Origin of the sequence: Arthrobacter sp. ok909 (genome assembly GCF_900104405.1) — a bacterium.
Lineage (GTDB): Bacteria > Actinomycetota > Actinomycetes > Actinomycetales > Micrococcaceae > Arthrobacter > Arthrobacter humicola.
The window spans coordinates 121,798-136,151 of sequence record NZ_FNJS01000008.1; the positions used below are offsets into that span (position 1 = coordinate 121,798).

A 14,354-nucleotide genomic window follows, 5' to 3' on the forward strand; every position below is an offset into this window, starting at 1 on the left:
ATGCGCCGGATTGTCGCTGCGAGCCTGAGGTTCCGGTCGATCATCATTGCGATGGCCGCCGCCCTCATGATCGTGGGCGGCGCGCAGCTCAGCAGTGCTTCGGTGGATGTCTTCCCGGAGTTTGCGCCGCCCCGTGTCGAGGTCCAGACGGCGTGTCTGGGGCTCACCGCCTCCGAAGTTGAGGAACTGGTAACGGTTCCGATGGAGGAGGCCTTCAATGGCATTGACGGTTTGGACCAGATGCGGTCGAAGTCGGTGTCACAGCTGTCCGCTATTGTGCTGGAGTTCAAGCCCGGAACCGATCTGCTCACTGCCCGGCAGCTGGTGTCCGAGCGGATGGCAACCGTCATTCCGACCCTGCCCACCTGGGCGGCACCGCCGCTGATGCTCCAGCCGTTGTCCTCCACCAGCCGCGTCATGAAGATCGGGCTCTCCTCCGATACCCGATCGTTGATCGAGATGTCCATGATTTCCTACTGGAACATCAGGGCGCACCTGCTCCGGGTGCCGGGAGTCGCGAACGTGGCGATCTGGGGCGAACGCCTTCAGATGCTGCAGGTCCAGGTAGATCCGGCCAAACTGGCTGCCAACGACGTCACGCTGGAGAACGTCATGAACTCCACGTCCGATGCCCTGGACGCCGGCCTGCTCAAGTATTCCCCCGGCGCCCTGATCGGCACCGGAGGGGCGCTAGAAACGCCGAACCAAAGCATGGGCATCAGGCACGTCCAGCCCATCACGTCTCCGGCGGACCTTGCCCAGGTGGCGCTGGAGGAGCGTGAAGGGCTGCCGCCGTTGCGGCTCGCCGACGTGGCGAACGTCGTGGAGGACCACCAGCAGCTGATCGGTGACGCGGTGATCAATGGCGGCCCCGGCCTCATGCTGATTGTCGAAAAGCTGCCGTGGGGCAACACGCTCGAAGTCACGCGCGGGGTTGAGGAGGCCCTCAAGGAACTGCAGCCCGGCCTGACCGGGATCGCAGTCGACACCACCTTGTTCCGGCCCGCCTCATTCATCGAGGAGTCTCTCGGCAACCTGGGCCTCGCTCTCCTGCTGGGCTGCTTCCTGGTGGTCCTGGTGCTGAGCGTATTCCTGTTCCAATGGCGGACCGCGCTGATCAGCGTCATGGCCATCCCGTTGTCCCTAACAGCCGCCGCCCTGGTGCTCTACTGGACCGGAGGAACGATCAACACCATGGTGCTGGCCGGGCTGGTGATCGCCGTCGGGGTGGTGGTGGACGACGCCATCATCGACGTCGAAAACATCGTCCGGCGCTTGCGGCACCACCGAGCCAGCGGCGGAACCGAAAGCACCGCCCGCGTGGTGGTCAATGCCTCCCTGGAGGTTCGTGGCCCCATCGTCTACGCCACATTGATCATCGTCGCAGCCACCGTGCCGATCTTCTTCCTGGACGGACTGACAGGCGCGTTCTTCCGGCCCCTGGCCATCTCCTACACCCTGGCCGTGATGGCGTCCATGCTGGTGGCCCTCACGGTCACGCCCGCCATGGCGTACATCTTCCTGCGCAATGCCAAGCTGGAAGACCGGGATCCGCCGGTGGTCCGGGTCCTCAAACGCTGGTACGGTGCCGCACTCCGGCCCATTGTGCGGCGGCCGCTCCCCGGCTACCTCGCCGTGGCAGCGTTCGGCGTCGTGGGCATCATCGCGGCCCCGCTGTTGGGCCAGTCGCTGCTGCCGTCATTCAAGGAGCGCGACTTCCTCATGCACTGGGTCACGCAGCCCGGCACCTCCAATGCCGAAGAAGTGCGCGTGAGCCAACTGGCCTGCAAGGAGCTGATGACCGTTCCGGGCGTCAACAACTGCGGGTCCCATATCGGTCAGGCGTTCGCGGCCGACGAGGTGGTGGGCGTCAACTTCGGTGAGAACTGGATCAGCGTTGACCCCTCGGTCGACTACGACAAAACCCTGGCCTCCATCCAGCAGATCGTGGACGGCTATCCGGGCATCCACCGGGACGTCCAGACCTACCTCAAGGAACGTGTCCGCGAGGTGCTGACCGGCACGGGCTACTCGATCGTCGTCCGCGTCTACGGCGATGACCTGGACACGCTGAAGAAGCAGGCGGACAAGGTCAAGACGGTCCTCGCCGGCATCGACGGGGCACTCGGGGCCAAGGTTGCCCTGCAGGTCAACGTGCCGCAGGTGAATGTCGAGGTGGACCTGGACGCTGCCAACCGCTACGGGCTCAAGCCCGGTGACGTCCGGCGTGCCGCGGCCACCCTGGTTTCCGGGGAGGAGGTCGGCGACGTCTACCGCGACGGCAAAGCCTACGACGTCCAGGTCTGGAGTCCTCCCGAAATCCGGACCAGCGTCACCAGCATCGAAAACCTCCCACTGGACACCCCGAGCGGACAGCGGATCCGGGTGGCCGACGTCGCCAGGATCTCGGTGAAGCCCACCCCCAACGTCATTGAGCGTTCGGAAGGGTCACGGCGGCTGGACGTCAGCGCCAATGTCAAGGAAGGCGACCTCGCGAGGGTCGTCGAAAAACTGGAATCCGAACTCAAATCGGTGGAGTTCCCCACCGGCTACAGCGCGGACATCCTGGGCGAATACGCAGAGCGGCAGGCAGCCTCACAACGGCTGCTCCTCTTCGCGATCGGTGCCGTCATTGTGGTGTTCCTCCTGCTCCAGGCAGCATTCCGCAGCTGGCGGCTGGCCACGCTTGCCATCCTGACTTTGCCGGTCGCACTGGTGGGCGGGGTAATCGCCGCGCACATGGGCGGCGGAATCCTGTCGCTTGGCTCGCTGGTCGGGTTCCTGACCGTGATGGGCATCGCCGCGCGCAACGGCATCCTGCTCATCAACCATTGCCAGCACCTGGAGCAATTCGAGGGCATGCCGTTCGGCCGGGACCTGGTCCTGAGGGGTGCAGCCGAGCGCTTGTCACCGATCCTGATGACCACCCTGGCCACCGCGCTCGCCCTCGTGCCGCTCGTGGTGATGGGCACCAGGCCGGGCCATGAGATCGAGCACCCGATGGCCGTGGTGATCCTCGGCGGACTGGTGACCTCGACACTGGTCAACCTGTTCATCGTTCCATCGCTCTACTTGCGGTTCGCCAAGAAGGGTCCGGCACGTGACCGCGAGCCCCGCCGGCCGGAGCCCGTCCCCGCCGCATAGCAGCAACCACCCACACTGAGAGGCCAGACGGATGACTCCACGAGGTAAGAGATTCATCGACGGCGTCACGACGATCGCGATTTGGGACCGCGACTACTCCAACGGTGAGCTCGTGGAGTCCGAGCTCGCCTTCTTCGCTCAGACGACGAAGGGCGCGGTATGGCTCTTCGTCGAGTATCCGGAGGAGTATGAGAACGGCAAGCTTGCCGGCGCGCCCAGCACATTCATCAGCGGCATCGACAAAGCCCGGGCCGGCATCGCGATGCAGGCCGAGCCGCATCGGAACACGCCTGCGTACGTCCAGGCCTATGCCCCCGGGGAAGATAAGGAGTTCCTGGATCTGGTCACCATCAAGAAACTCTCCAGCGCCGAGCTTGCCAGCGTCTACGCGCGTGCGCTGGCGATCGACCGCCGGGGCTACTCGGTCAGCAAGGACGTCTATGCCACGACACCGCGCGCAGTCGTCTCGACGCCCTAACGCCCTGTCCGGACACAAAAGAGCTCCGGCCGGGGAATCCTGGCCGGAGCTCTTCCGTGTCCGCCGGAACGACCGGCTGGCGGGTTGGGACGTGGTGCTACTTGACGTCCGCGTCAACCCAGTCCATGGACTTGGTGACGGCCTTCTTCCAGAGGCGCATCTGGCGTTCGCGCTCGGACTGCTCCATTTGCGGCTCCCAGCGCTTGTCCTCGGCCCAGTTGGCCGAGCACTCGCCCAGGTCCTTCCAGAATCCGACGGCCAGGCCGGCCGCGTAGGCTGCGCCCAGCGCCGTCGTCTCGACCACCTTGGGCCGGATGACCGGCACCCCGAGGATGTCCGCCTGGAACTGCATGAGGGCATCGTTGGCGACCATGCCGCCGTCGACCTTCAGCTCCGTCAGCGGAACGCCGGAGTCAGCGTTGACCGCGTCCAACACCTCACGGGTCTGGAACGCCGTGGCCTCCAGTGCCGCGCGGGCAATATGGGCCCGGTTCACATAACGGGTGAGGCCCACAATGGCGCCGCGGGCGTCCGAACGCCAGTACGGCGCGAAGAGGCCCGAGAACGCCGGCACGATGTAGACGCCGCCGTTGTCTTCCACCGAGGCGGCCAGGGTCTCGACCTCCGGGGCGCTGCTGATCATGCCGAGGTTGTCCCGCAGCCACTGGATCAGCGAACCGGTGACGGCAATGGAGCCCTCCAGCGCGTAGTGCGGTGCGGCGTCGCCCAGCTTGTAACCAACAGTGGTCAGAAGCCCGTTCTTCGAGTGGACGATTTCCTCGCCGGTGTTGAAGATCAGGAAGCAGCCCGTGCCGTACGTGTTCTTGGCTTCACCGGCATCGAAGGCGGCCTGGCCGAACGTGGCCGCCTGCTGGTCGCCCAGGATCCCGGCCACGGGAACCTCACGCAGCAGCTGGGACGTGTGCACCGTGCCGTAGACCTCGGAAGAGGACTTGATGGTCGGCATCATGGAGGCCGGGACGCCGAACGCGTCCAGGATTTCCTGGTCCCAGGACAGCGTCTCCAGATCCATGAACATGGTCCGCGAGGCGTTGGTCACGTCGGTGACGTGGACGCCGCCGTCGGTCCCGCCGGTGAGGTTCCACAGCACCCAGCAGTCCGTGTTGCCGAAGACGAGGTCGCCGGCCTCGGCCTTGGCCCGGGCGCCTTCGACATTGTCCAGGATCCACTTGATCTTGGTGCCGGAGAAGTAGGTCGCCAGCGGCAGGCCGACCTTCTGCTTGAAGCGTTCGGGTCCGCCGTCCTTGGCGAGCTCGTCGACGATCGGCTGCGTGCGGGTGTCCTGCCAGACGATCGCGTTATAGACCGGCTCGCCGGTGGTCTTGTCCCACACAACGGCCGTTTCGCGCTGGTTGGTGATGCCGACGGCGGCGATGTCGTGGCGGGTCAGGTTCGCCTTGGACAGTGCCGAGGCAATCACCTCGCGGGTGTTGTTCCAGATTTCTGCGGGGTTGTGCTCCACCCAGCCGGCCTGCGGGAAGATCTGCTCGTGCTCCATCTGGCCCGAGGAGACAATGCTGCCGCTGTGGTCGAACACGATGGCGCGGGTGCTCGTGGTGCCCTGGTCAATGGCGACTACGTACTGGTTCATATTGACGTCCTTGTCTGTTTGGCGTGGCAGTTGAATTGGCGATTAGTGAGGGATTACCGGGGCGATGATCGGCACGACTGCGGCTACGATGCCGGCCAGTCCGCCGCCGATGAGGGGTCCGACGACGGGGATCCAGGAGTAGCTCCAGTCACTGGAACCCTTGCCCTTGATCGGGAGCAGGGCGTGGGCGATGCGGGGGCCGAGGTCACGCGCGGGGTTGATGGCGTAGCCCGTGGGCCCGCCGAGCGAGACACCGATGCCGACAACGAGAAGGGCCACCGACAGCGGGCCGAGTCCGGAAGGCGTTCCGCCGAAGGTCAGGATGACGAACACGAGGACAAAGGTGCCGATGATCTCGGTAATGAGGTTCCACTGATTGGAGCGGATCGCCGGGCCGGTGGAGAAGACGGCCAGCTTGCTGGCGGGCTCGGGCTCGACGTCGAAGTGCTGCTTGTGGGCCAGCCACATCACGATGGCACCCAGGAAGGCGCCGAGCAGTTCACCGCCGAAGTAGGTCAGTGTCGAGGCGAAGTCGACTGGAACGCCGGGAGCGTACAACTTCTTGCCGTTGAGCAGCAGACCGAAGGTCACCGCAGGGTTCAGGTGCGCCCCCGACTGGGCGGCAACGTAGACACCGGAGAAGACGGCAATGCCCCATCCCCAGGTGACCATCAGGAACCCGCCGTTGTTGCCCTTGGTGCCTTTGAGCGCAACGTTGGCCACCACGCCGCAACCCAGCAGGGTCAGCATTGCGGTGCCGAATACTTCGGACAGGAAAACTATTCCAAGAGACATCTTTGACTCCTCTATTTTCTGTTGTCGGCCTCCGCGAGTTTGGAGGCCGTGGGGCCGGCAGCATGTTGGTGCTGCCGGCCAGCCACTGCGCCGGCCGCCGGGGCGGACCGCGCAGTGCTTGCACCCGGGCTTCCCTGCCCGGGCACGCAAGTCGAATCAGGCGACCAGGCTGTGGACCCGGACGCCGTGGAACCGCTGAAGCACCTCCTGTGCGTGGCTGATTTCCGTGGCCCGGCGTGCCGCATCCCAGCCGAGCGGGCCGGAGAGGATGTCGGCAATTTCGTTCAGCAGTTCCCCGGTCACGAGACCCCGGAAGGCCAGGGACGTGCGGCGGATGAGGACGTCCACGAGGTGCCCGATCTGCTCGTGTGCCGCCATGAACTCCAGTTCGCGGGTGCTGAGCTCGCGCGTGGAGTGCAGCAGCCTGTCCGCCTCGCCGGCGTTGGCATCATCAAGGAACCGGATGACCTCTTCGGCGCGGGTCCCGTAGCGGGTGAGAAGTCCGGTGACGCGGGCGGCGTCGCGGCCGGCGGACATGTGGGCCTTGATCCAGCGTTGGACGCCGTCCTCGCTGTCCGGGAAGCCGGCGCCGCCGCCGATGGCGAGCTTCGCCGTCGAGAGCTTGCGTTCCATACCGAGTTCGGCCAGGACGTCGTTGCTCAGGTGCTCGGCGAGGGCACGGAACGTGGTCCACTTGCCGCCCACCAGGCTCAGCACGGCCCCGCCTGCCCCCGCACGGCGTTCGATCCGGTAGTCCCGGCTAACGAAGCCCGGCTGGGTGGCGTCGTGCTTGGGAAGCGGGCGCACACCGGAGAACGTGTAGACGATTTGTCCCCGGTCCACCGTGATGTCCGGGAAGACGTGGCCGATCAGGTCAAAGAAGTAGTCGATTTCCGCTTCGGTGCAGACGGCGTCCTCGGCCATGTCGGCGTCGACGTCCGTGGTGCCGACCAGGACGCGGTCCCCCATCGGATAGATCAGCACGATCCGGCCGTCCGTGTGTTCGAAGAAGATTTCGCGGCCGTTGCACGCCGCCAGCAGCTCCGGGTGGTCCAGCACGATGTGCGAACCCTTCGTTCCGCCCATGAAGGACGACGCCGCCCCCATGACCTCATTGGTCAGGTCGACCCAGGCGCCCGTGGTGTTCACGATGACGTCGGCGGTGAAGTCGAACACCTCGCCGCTAAGCTCGTCGCGCAGCTGGACGGTGGTTCCGGTACCGGTTCCGGCGCTGGCGTTTCCGGTGCTTCCGCCCATGGAGACGAGCGAGACGTAGTTGCTCGCCCGGGCCAGGTGGCTGTCCGCGCCGCCGGCCTTCTCGCCGTCCTGGAGCACGTCGAGGGTGAGGCGCTCGGGGTTGTGGACCGAGGCGTCGAAGTAGGTGGCGGCGTACTTGATCCCCGGGTGCAGGCGGGGCAACTCGGCCAGCGCGCGCTTGCGGCCGCGGAACTGGTGGCGCGGCACCGTGCCGCCGTCGCGGGAGAAGAAGTCATACATGCTCAGGCCGAGCTTGATCAGGAATGCTCCACGTTCCGTGTGCTTGCCCTGCTTGTGGGTCAGGAAGCGCATCGGAGCGGCCAGGACACCGGAGAAGGTGCTGAAGATGGGGATCGTGGTCTGCAGCGGCTTGACGTAGTGCGGTGCGATTCGCAGGAGTCTGTTGCGTTCGACGACGGACTCCTGGACGAGGCGGAACTCGCCGTTTTCGAGGTAGCGGATGCCGCCGTGGATCATGTGGGAGGAAGCGCCGCTGGCGCCCTGGCAGTAGTCGCCGCGCTCCACGAGCGCGACGTCGACGCCCTGGAGGGCCAGGTCCCGGAACGTGCCCACGCCGTTGATGCCGCCTCCGATGATCAGAACCTGCGCGTGCCGCCGCGTCCGCAGCTTCTGCACCGAGGCGCGATCGTTGGCCGGTGTGCGGGCTGAGTCCTTCTGTCCCAAAACTGCTCCCTTGGGTTTGGTTCTGTGCGGCGCGCCCCATGGCGCGGCGCCGTTCAACACTATTCTTTGGAGTAATGGAAAATGGAGTCAAGCACTATGCACAAACGTGCAGACGGGAAATTTCATGACACCTCCACGCCAGTCCGACGCCCTCCGCGCGGCCCAGCTGTATTACCTGCAGGACCTGACCATGGACGCGATTGCCCGGGAGCTCCGGACGTCCCGGTCCACGGTGTCGCGGCTGCTCTCGGCGGCCCGCGATTCGGGTCTCGTGCAGATCCAGATCCGCAGCCCGCTGGACACCGGACCCGAACTTGAGAGCATGATCCGCGCCGAATACAAGGTGGATGTGCACGTTGTTCCCGTGGTGGACACGCTCAATGAGGCGGAAACGCTGGACCGCGTGGCCATGCAGGCCGCCCGGACGATCGGGCCCCTGGTGGACTCGAACGCCATCATCGGCGTCGCCTGGGGGTCGACGCTCAGCGCCGTGAGCCGGCACCTGACCCGCAAGATCACCCACGACAGCGTGATCGTCCAGCTCAACGGCGCCGGAAACATGCAGACCACCGGCATCACCTATGCCTCGGACATCATGCGCCGGTTCGGCAGCGCCTACGGTGCACGGGTTGAACAGTTCCCGGTCCCGGCTTTCTTCGACCACGCGGCGACCAAAACGGCCATGTGGAATGAGCGCAGTGTTCAACGCATCCTGGAGCTGCAGTCCCGGATGAGCATCGCGATCTTTGGTGTGGGATCGGTCGACGCCGACTACCCCAGCCACGTCTATGCCGGCGGCTACCTCGATGAGGACGACCTGGACGTCCTCGCGAACTCCGATGTGGTGGGCGACGTCGCGACGGTGTTCTTCCGCGCCGACGGGTCCTCGGACGGCATCACGCTCAACGAGCGTTCCACCGGCCCGGACCTCGCCCAGCTGCGGCAGGTGAGGCGGCGCATCTGCGTGGTGTCCGGCGCCTCCAAGATCAACGGGCTGCGGGGCGCCCTCGCGGCAGGACTGGCCACCGACCTGATCCTGGACGAGGCCAGCGCCCGCAGGCTGGTCCGGTTCGACGGGCCCGCCTGAGCGGGTTCGGAGCAGGCACGGCACGGGTGCGGGGCACGGCGACCCGATGCGGCGGCCTGCACCTTCGGTCCGACACTAGGGAGCGCCAGTGGGTAAAGTCAGTGTCATGAGAATCTCCCCCCGGCTGACCCTGAATAACGGCGTGATGATCGACCGGCTGGGATTCGGGCTCTATAAGGTCCCTCCGGCCGACGCCGCCAATCTGGTGACCATGGCCATCGAGGCCGGTTACCGCCACTTCGACACAGCCGCGATGTACGGCAACGAAACCGGTGTGGGCCGCGGCATCGGTGCCCTGTCCGGATTTGAGGGCACCGGCGGCAGCCCCGGGGAAACCGCGCCGTACGTGTCACGCGAGGACCTGTTCGTCACCACCAAGGTCTGGAATGACGACCACGGCTACGACGCCACGATGCGGGCGTTCGACACCTCGATTTCCAACCTCGGCCTGGAATACATCGACCTGTACCTGATCCATTGGCCGTGCGCCCGGCGGGGCCTGTTCCCGGAAACGTACCGGGCCCTGGAAACGCTGTACCGGGAGGGCAAAGTCCGGGCAATCGGCGTCTCCAACTTCCAGCCGCAGCATCTGGACCGGCTCCTGGACACCGCGGAGGTGGTCCCGGCCGTCAACCAGATTGAGCTGCATCCCTGGCTGCAGCAAAAAGAACTGCGCGAAAAGCACGAGCTCCTGGGTATCCGCACCGAGGCGTGGAGCCCCCTGGGCCGCGGCCAGGTCCTGAAGGACCCGGTAATCCTGGCCCTCGCCGCCGAACACGACCGCACGCCGGCGCAGGTCATCCTCCGCTGGCACCTGCAGCTGGGCAACATTGCCATCCCCAAGGCGAGCTCGTCGGGGCGGATCCGTGAAAACCACGAGGTCTTCGACTTTGAGCTCTCCCCGCTGGACATGACGGAGATCGCCGCGCTCGATCGCGGCTTCCGGACCGGCTCCCACCCCGACAACGTCACCTAGGATTCGAACCCATGGAACAAGTGGACACCGGGTCCTCACGCACGCCCCTTCTCAGCAACGGACTCGCCGCGCGCACCCGTGCCGCGACCGTCGAGGTAGACGGCGCCTCCATTGCCTACTGGGTCTACGAACCCGCCCAGGTCACGCCGGGGACCCGCACGATCCTGGTGGTGCACGGGTTCCGCGGCGACCACCACGGCCTGCTCCGGGTCGCCGACCAGCTGACGGACATGCGCCTGATCATGCCCGACCTGCCGGGCTTCGGCGGCTCGGCGGCCTTCGAGGACACCGAACACAGCGTCGACGCCTACGGCCGGTTCCTCAGCGGATTCATGGCGGCGCTGGGCCTGGGCCCGGACACGGTCCTGCTCGGCCATTCGTTCGGGTCGATCATCGCCAGCCACTTCGTGGCGGCCAACCCCGGTGCGGTATCCGAACTGATCCTGATCAACCCCATCGCGGCGCCCGCCCTTGAAGGACCCAAGGGCGTCATGACCAAGCTTGCGGTCTTCTACTACGAGGCCGCGGCGCGGCTTCCCCGGCGGCTCGGGCTGGCGCTCCTGCGCAGCCAGGCGATCGTGCGGGTGATGAGCGTGACCATGGCCAAGACCGGGGACAAGGATGTCCGCCGGTTCGTGCACGCCCAGCACAGCGCCTACTTCTCCTCCTTCGCGGACCGCGACAGCCTGCTGCAGGCCTTCAAAGCCTCCGTCGGCAGCAATGTCTCGGAGGTGGCCGGCCACTTGACGCTGCCTGTGCTGCTGATCGCGGGAGAAAAAGACGAGATCGCCATGTTGCCGGACCAGCACAAACTCGCCGCACGGCTTCCGGACGTGACGCTGGAAGTCATTCCCGGCGTCGGGCACCTGATCCATTACGAGACCCCCGAACCCGCCGCCCGCTACATCCGACGCTTCCTGAAGGACCACGCCGCGTGAAGATTCTCATTGATGCCCGCTTCACCCGGCTGGACCACCATGACGGCATCAGCCGCTACGGCGCCAGCCTGATCGCTGCGGCCGCCAAGATCGCTGACGTCTCGATGCTGATCAGCGACCATCGCCAACTCGCGCTCCTGCCGGACGTGCCGTACACGGTCATCAACAGCCCGCTGTCCCCGGCAGAGCTCTTCGTGGCGGCACGGGTCAACAAGCTGGGCGCTGACGTGGTGGTGTGCCCCATGCAGACCATGGGCAGCTGGGGCCGCAAGTATGCCCTGGTGCTGACCCTGCACGACCTCATTTACTACGAGCACCCCACGCCCCCGGGGTTCCTGCCGGCCCCGGTCCGGGTCTTGTGGCGCCTGTACCACAAGGCGTTCTGGCCCCAGCGGCTCCTGTTGAACCGGGCGGATATCGTGGCGACCATCAGCTCCACCACCGCGGCCCTGATGGCGAAGTACCGGCTCACCCGGCGACCGGTCAGGATTGTGGGCAATGCCCCCCAGCACGGTCACACGCCGCGGGACCCCGGGGCCGGGGCCGACAAGACGCTGCTCTACATGGGTTCGTTCATGCCCTACAAGAACGTGGAAACCATGATCCGCGGCATGGCGGAACTGCCGGAGATGACCCTCCACCTGCTCAGCCGCATCACCCCGGAGCGGCGCGCCGAACTCGAGGCGCTCGCACCCGCGGGTGCAAACATCGTCTTCCACAACGGCGTGACCGATGCCGAATATGAGGCGCTCCTGGCGCGCACCACGGCCCTGATCAGCCTCTCCCGGGCCGAGGGCTACGGACTGCCCCTGGTCGAGGCGATGTCGCACGGCACCCCGGTGATCGCCAGCGACATCCCGATCTTCCGGGAAGTCGGCGATGACGCCGTCAGCTACGTGCATCCGGACTCGCCGGCCGAGTTTGCCGAGGCGGTCCGCAAGCTCGAGGACGCTGACCTCTGGAAGGCCCGGTCACGCCGGTCCGTGGAGCGTGCCGCGGACTTCAGCTGGGACGAGTCCGCGCGGCGGCTTGTAGCCGTCGCGGCCGAGGCCGTCGCACTCCGGAACGGGCACAAGGGCTAGCCCGGGAACTGCAACTAAAGGACGTCGACTCCGTCGAGGCGCAGCTGCACGGGATCATCGCTGCGCTTTGCCGCGGCGGCGGCCTTGACGGCCCGCAGCACGGCCGTGACGTCGGCTGCCTGGGCGTAGGGGATGAACAGTAGCGTCCGGACCTCTTCGCCGGAATCCCGTGGCGTCGGGCGGCCGGCGGGCGGCAGCATGAGCGGCGCGGGTCCGGCCGTGCGGAGGACGGTTCCGTGCACCGCAAGGCGCTCCTGCACGGCCTCGGTGAAATGTCCGACGGCGGTCCGGCCCCCGGTGATCGAAGCGACCCGCACGGCGGGCGGCAGCTGCAGTTCCTGCCGCAGCGCCAGTTCCCGGCCGGCGTACCCGGCAGGATCCCAGCGCAGCAGGGCACCGACCCCGGCGGCGTCGTCGGCGGTAATGACCACGAGGCCGCCGTCCGGTGCCGGACGGACCAGGGCCGCGGCGTTGAACCAGCGGCGGACAGCGTCCTCTCCCGCCCTCAGGTTTTCCCGGCGGAGCAGCGAGTCGCCGTCCAGCAGCAGCGCCGCGGCGTAGCCGCCCGGGGCCACCGGCTCGGCACCGACGGTGGCCACCACGAGGGCCTTCGTGTCCGGGACCGTGGCCTTGACCTGGTCCCCGGATGAGGTGATGACCGGTTTGCCCGGAAATGCCCGGCCCAGTTCCTCGGCCGTGCGGAGGGCGCCCGTGGCGCCGCGCCGGAGCCGGACCCCATTGCACGTGCCGCACCGCCAGGCTGGGGCCGGCGACGAGCACCAGCGGCACTGCGGCACTGCGGTGCTTCCCCCCGGACCGGCGATCGCCAGGGGCCCGCTGCAGGCGGTGCAGCGCGCCGGTTCGCGGCAGGTTTCGCACACCAGCGACGGCGCGTAGCCGGCACGGGCCACCTGGACCAGGACCGGTCCGCGTTCCAGTCCCTCTTTGGCGGTGCGCCAGGCCGCGCCCGGCAGGCGGGCGATGCGGGCCAGCGGATCGTGCTCGAGTTCATAGCTGTCGGCCGTGTTCAGCACGCGCGGCACGGTCCGCCGGATGACCGTCCGCTCCGCCTCCACGGGCCGCGCCCAGCCGGATTCGACCAGCCGCTCCGTTTCGGTGCTGCGTGAATGGGCCGCGAGCAGGCACGCGGCGCCTTCCTGGCCTGCGCGGAGCAGGAGGACTTCGCGGGAGTGCGCGTACGGGGAGCGTTGCTCGATGTGGAGGTCGTCGCCGTCGTCCCAGCAGACCACGAGCCCGAGGTTGTGCACCGGGGCGTAGGCCGCGGAGCGGGTTCCCACGGCTACCCCGGCGGCGCCGCTGAGCACGCGCAGGAAGCTGCGGTAGCGCGGTGTCTGGCCGTCATCCGCGGTGAGCCGGGCGACGTCGCCGGCCGGGAGGAGTTCCAGGAGGGCGGACTCAACCCGGTCCAGGTCCCGGTAGTCGGGAACCACCACGACGGCGCCGCGGCCGGAGAGCCGCACCGCGGCCACGGCTTCGGCAACCAGCCGCGGCCAGCCGCGGGGTCCATACCCCTGCAGGGCGGTCAGCACGGCCCGGGGCGACTCCCCCGCCCCGAGGTGGGCAAGGAACGCCGGACCGTTCCGGTAGGAGGCCCAGACGCTGCCCGCACCGGGTGACGGCAGCGACACGCCGGTCCCAGACCCGGAAAGCTCAGGACCTGACAGGTCAGGACCGAATAGCTCAGGATCGAGCCGGCCCTCCGGGACGTATTCCTTTTCGAGTTTGGCCATGCGCGGGGGCACGGCGACACGCAGGACATCGCTGACGGTTCCGGCGTACCGCGCGGCGATCCGGCCGGCGAGCCCGGCGATGGCGGGTGTCAGGACCGGGACCGGTGAGATGACCTTGTACAACGGAACGAGAGGGTGCCCGGCGTCGGACGTCGCCGTGCGGTCCAGCAAGTATCCCGCCAGTTCCTGGCCGTTGAACTTGACCTTGACCCGGACGCCCGGGCGGGCTTCGGCGTCGAGGGCGGCGGGCACGCTGTAATCAAAGGGCCGGTCCAGGTGCGGCAGGGAGGATTCGATCAGTACCCGTGCCACCGGCAGGTCGGCGGCCAGCGCGGGTCCGGATGCTTGCGCGGCCGAGGCGGGAAAGCCGTGGAGCAGGGACAGCTGCTGGGGTTCACCGGGCGCGCTGCCGGCAGGCTGAGGACTCACCGCCCGCACCTCCCCTCCGGATCGTTTCGACAACGGCTAACTGAGACAACGACTAACTGCCCGGTACCCAAATCAGCTGTAGCCAGGCCACCTGACGGCGGCCTGGCTACAGCAGATCACA

The 14,354-nt window shown here is 67.2% G+C and carries 10 protein-coding genes; 6 read left to right on the forward strand and 4 right to left on the reverse strand.

Annotation, left to right across the window (positions count from 1 at the left end; genetic code table 11):
• Both BLR03_RS08920 and BLR03_RS08925 read left to right on the forward strand, forming a co-directional pair.
• Entirely contained in the window at nt 1-3,144 is a 3,144-nt protein-coding gene (locus BLR03_RS08920) for an efflux RND transporter permease subunit (RefSeq protein ID WP_091251807.1), read from the forward strand.
• A gap of 31 nt (nt 3,145-3,175) precedes the next feature.
• Nucleotides 3,176-3,622, forward strand: coding sequence for a hypothetical protein (locus tag BLR03_RS08925; RefSeq protein ID WP_254788316.1), 447 nt, complete (start codon nt 3,176-3,178; stop codon nt 3,620-3,622).
• Between the two features lie 97 nt (nt 3,623-3,719).
• Here BLR03_RS08925 and glpK read toward each other — a convergent pair whose 3' ends face one another.
• The 3 genes from glpK to BLR03_RS08940 form a co-directional block, all read right to left on the reverse strand.
• Nucleotides 3,720-5,234 (reverse strand): glycerol kinase GlpK, encoded by a 1,515-nt coding sequence (gene glpK / locus BLR03_RS08930; protein ID WP_091251808.1) that lies wholly within the window; start codon nt 5,232-5,234, stop codon nt 3,720-3,722.
• 42 nt (nt 5,235-5,276) lie between these two features.
• Nucleotides 5,277-6,029 (reverse strand): MIP/aquaporin family protein, encoded by a 753-nt coding sequence (locus BLR03_RS08935; RefSeq protein ID WP_091251809.1) that lies wholly within the window; start codon nt 6,027-6,029, stop codon nt 5,277-5,279.
• Between the two features lie 156 nt (nt 6,030-6,185).
• Nucleotides 6,186-7,922, reverse strand: a complete 1,737-nt coding sequence (locus BLR03_RS08940) for a glycerol-3-phosphate dehydrogenase/oxidase (protein WP_254788324.1) — start codon at nt 7,920-7,922, stop codon at nt 6,186-6,188.
• A 172-nt stretch (nt 7,923-8,094) separates the two neighbouring features.
• Here BLR03_RS08940 and BLR03_RS08945 point away from each other — a divergent pair, with 172 nt between their 5' ends.
• The 4 genes from BLR03_RS08945 (at nt 8,095) to BLR03_RS08960 (ending at nt 12,053) form a co-directional block, all read left to right on the forward strand.
• The gene (locus BLR03_RS08945; protein ID WP_091251872.1) at nt 8,095-9,057 is read left to right on the forward strand and encodes a sugar-binding transcriptional regulator; all 963 of its coding nucleotides are present in this window, start codon (nt 8,095-8,097) and stop codon (nt 9,055-9,057) included.
• Nucleotides 9,058-9,163: 106 nt separating this feature from the next.
• Complete coding sequence (locus tag BLR03_RS08950; RefSeq protein ID WP_091251811.1) at nt 9,164-10,033, forward strand: aldo/keto reductase; 870 nt, start codon at nt 9,164-9,166, stop codon at nt 10,031-10,033.
• Between the two features lie 11 nt (nt 10,034-10,044).
• Nucleotides 10,045-10,971, forward strand: coding sequence for an alpha/beta fold hydrolase (locus BLR03_RS08955; RefSeq protein ID WP_091251812.1), 927 nt, complete (start codon nt 10,045-10,047; stop codon nt 10,969-10,971).
• A complete protein-coding gene (locus BLR03_RS08960) occupies nt 10,968-12,053 on the forward strand; it encodes a glycosyltransferase family 4 protein (RefSeq protein WP_091251813.1) in 1,086 nt (361 codons plus the stop codon). Before BLR03_RS08955 ends, BLR03_RS08960 begins: the two co-directional genes overlap by 4 nt.
• Before the next feature lie 14 nt (nt 12,054-12,067).
• Here BLR03_RS08960 and BLR03_RS08965 read toward each other — a convergent pair whose 3' ends face one another.
• Nucleotides 12,068-14,233 (reverse strand): primosomal protein N', encoded by a 2,166-nt coding sequence (locus BLR03_RS08965; RefSeq protein ID WP_091251874.1) that lies wholly within the window; start codon nt 14,231-14,233, stop codon nt 12,068-12,070.
• Nucleotides 14,234-14,354 lie beyond the last annotated feature (121 nt).

What these genes read in the sequence shown, in the direction of transcription:
- BLR03_RS08935 (WP_091251809.1), bottom strand. Translation starts at nt 6,029, where the DNA reads ATGTCTCTTGGAATAGTTTTCCTGTCCGAAGTATTCGGCACCGCAATG.
- BLR03_RS08955 (WP_091251812.1), top strand. Translation starts at nt 10,045, where the DNA reads ATGGAACAAGTGGACACCGGGTCCTCACGCACGCCCCTTCTCAGCAAC.
- BLR03_RS08920 (WP_091251807.1), top strand. Translation starts at nt 1, where the DNA reads ATGCGCCGGATTGTCGCTGCGAGCCTGAGGTTCCGGTCGATCATCATT.
- BLR03_RS08950 (WP_091251811.1), top strand. Translation starts at nt 9,164, where the DNA reads ATGAGAATCTCCCCCCGGCTGACCCTGAATAACGGCGTGATGATCGAC.
- BLR03_RS08925 (WP_254788316.1), top strand. Translation starts at nt 3,176, where the DNA reads ATGACTCCACGAGGTAAGAGATTCATCGACGGCGTCACGACGATCGCG.
- BLR03_RS08945 (WP_091251872.1), top strand. Translation starts at nt 8,095, where the DNA reads ATGACACCTCCACGCCAGTCCGACGCCCTCCGCGCGGCCCAGCTGTAT.
- glpK (WP_091251808.1), bottom strand. Translation starts at nt 5,234, where the DNA reads ATGAACCAGTACGTAGTCGCCATTGACCAGGGCACCACGAGCACCCGC.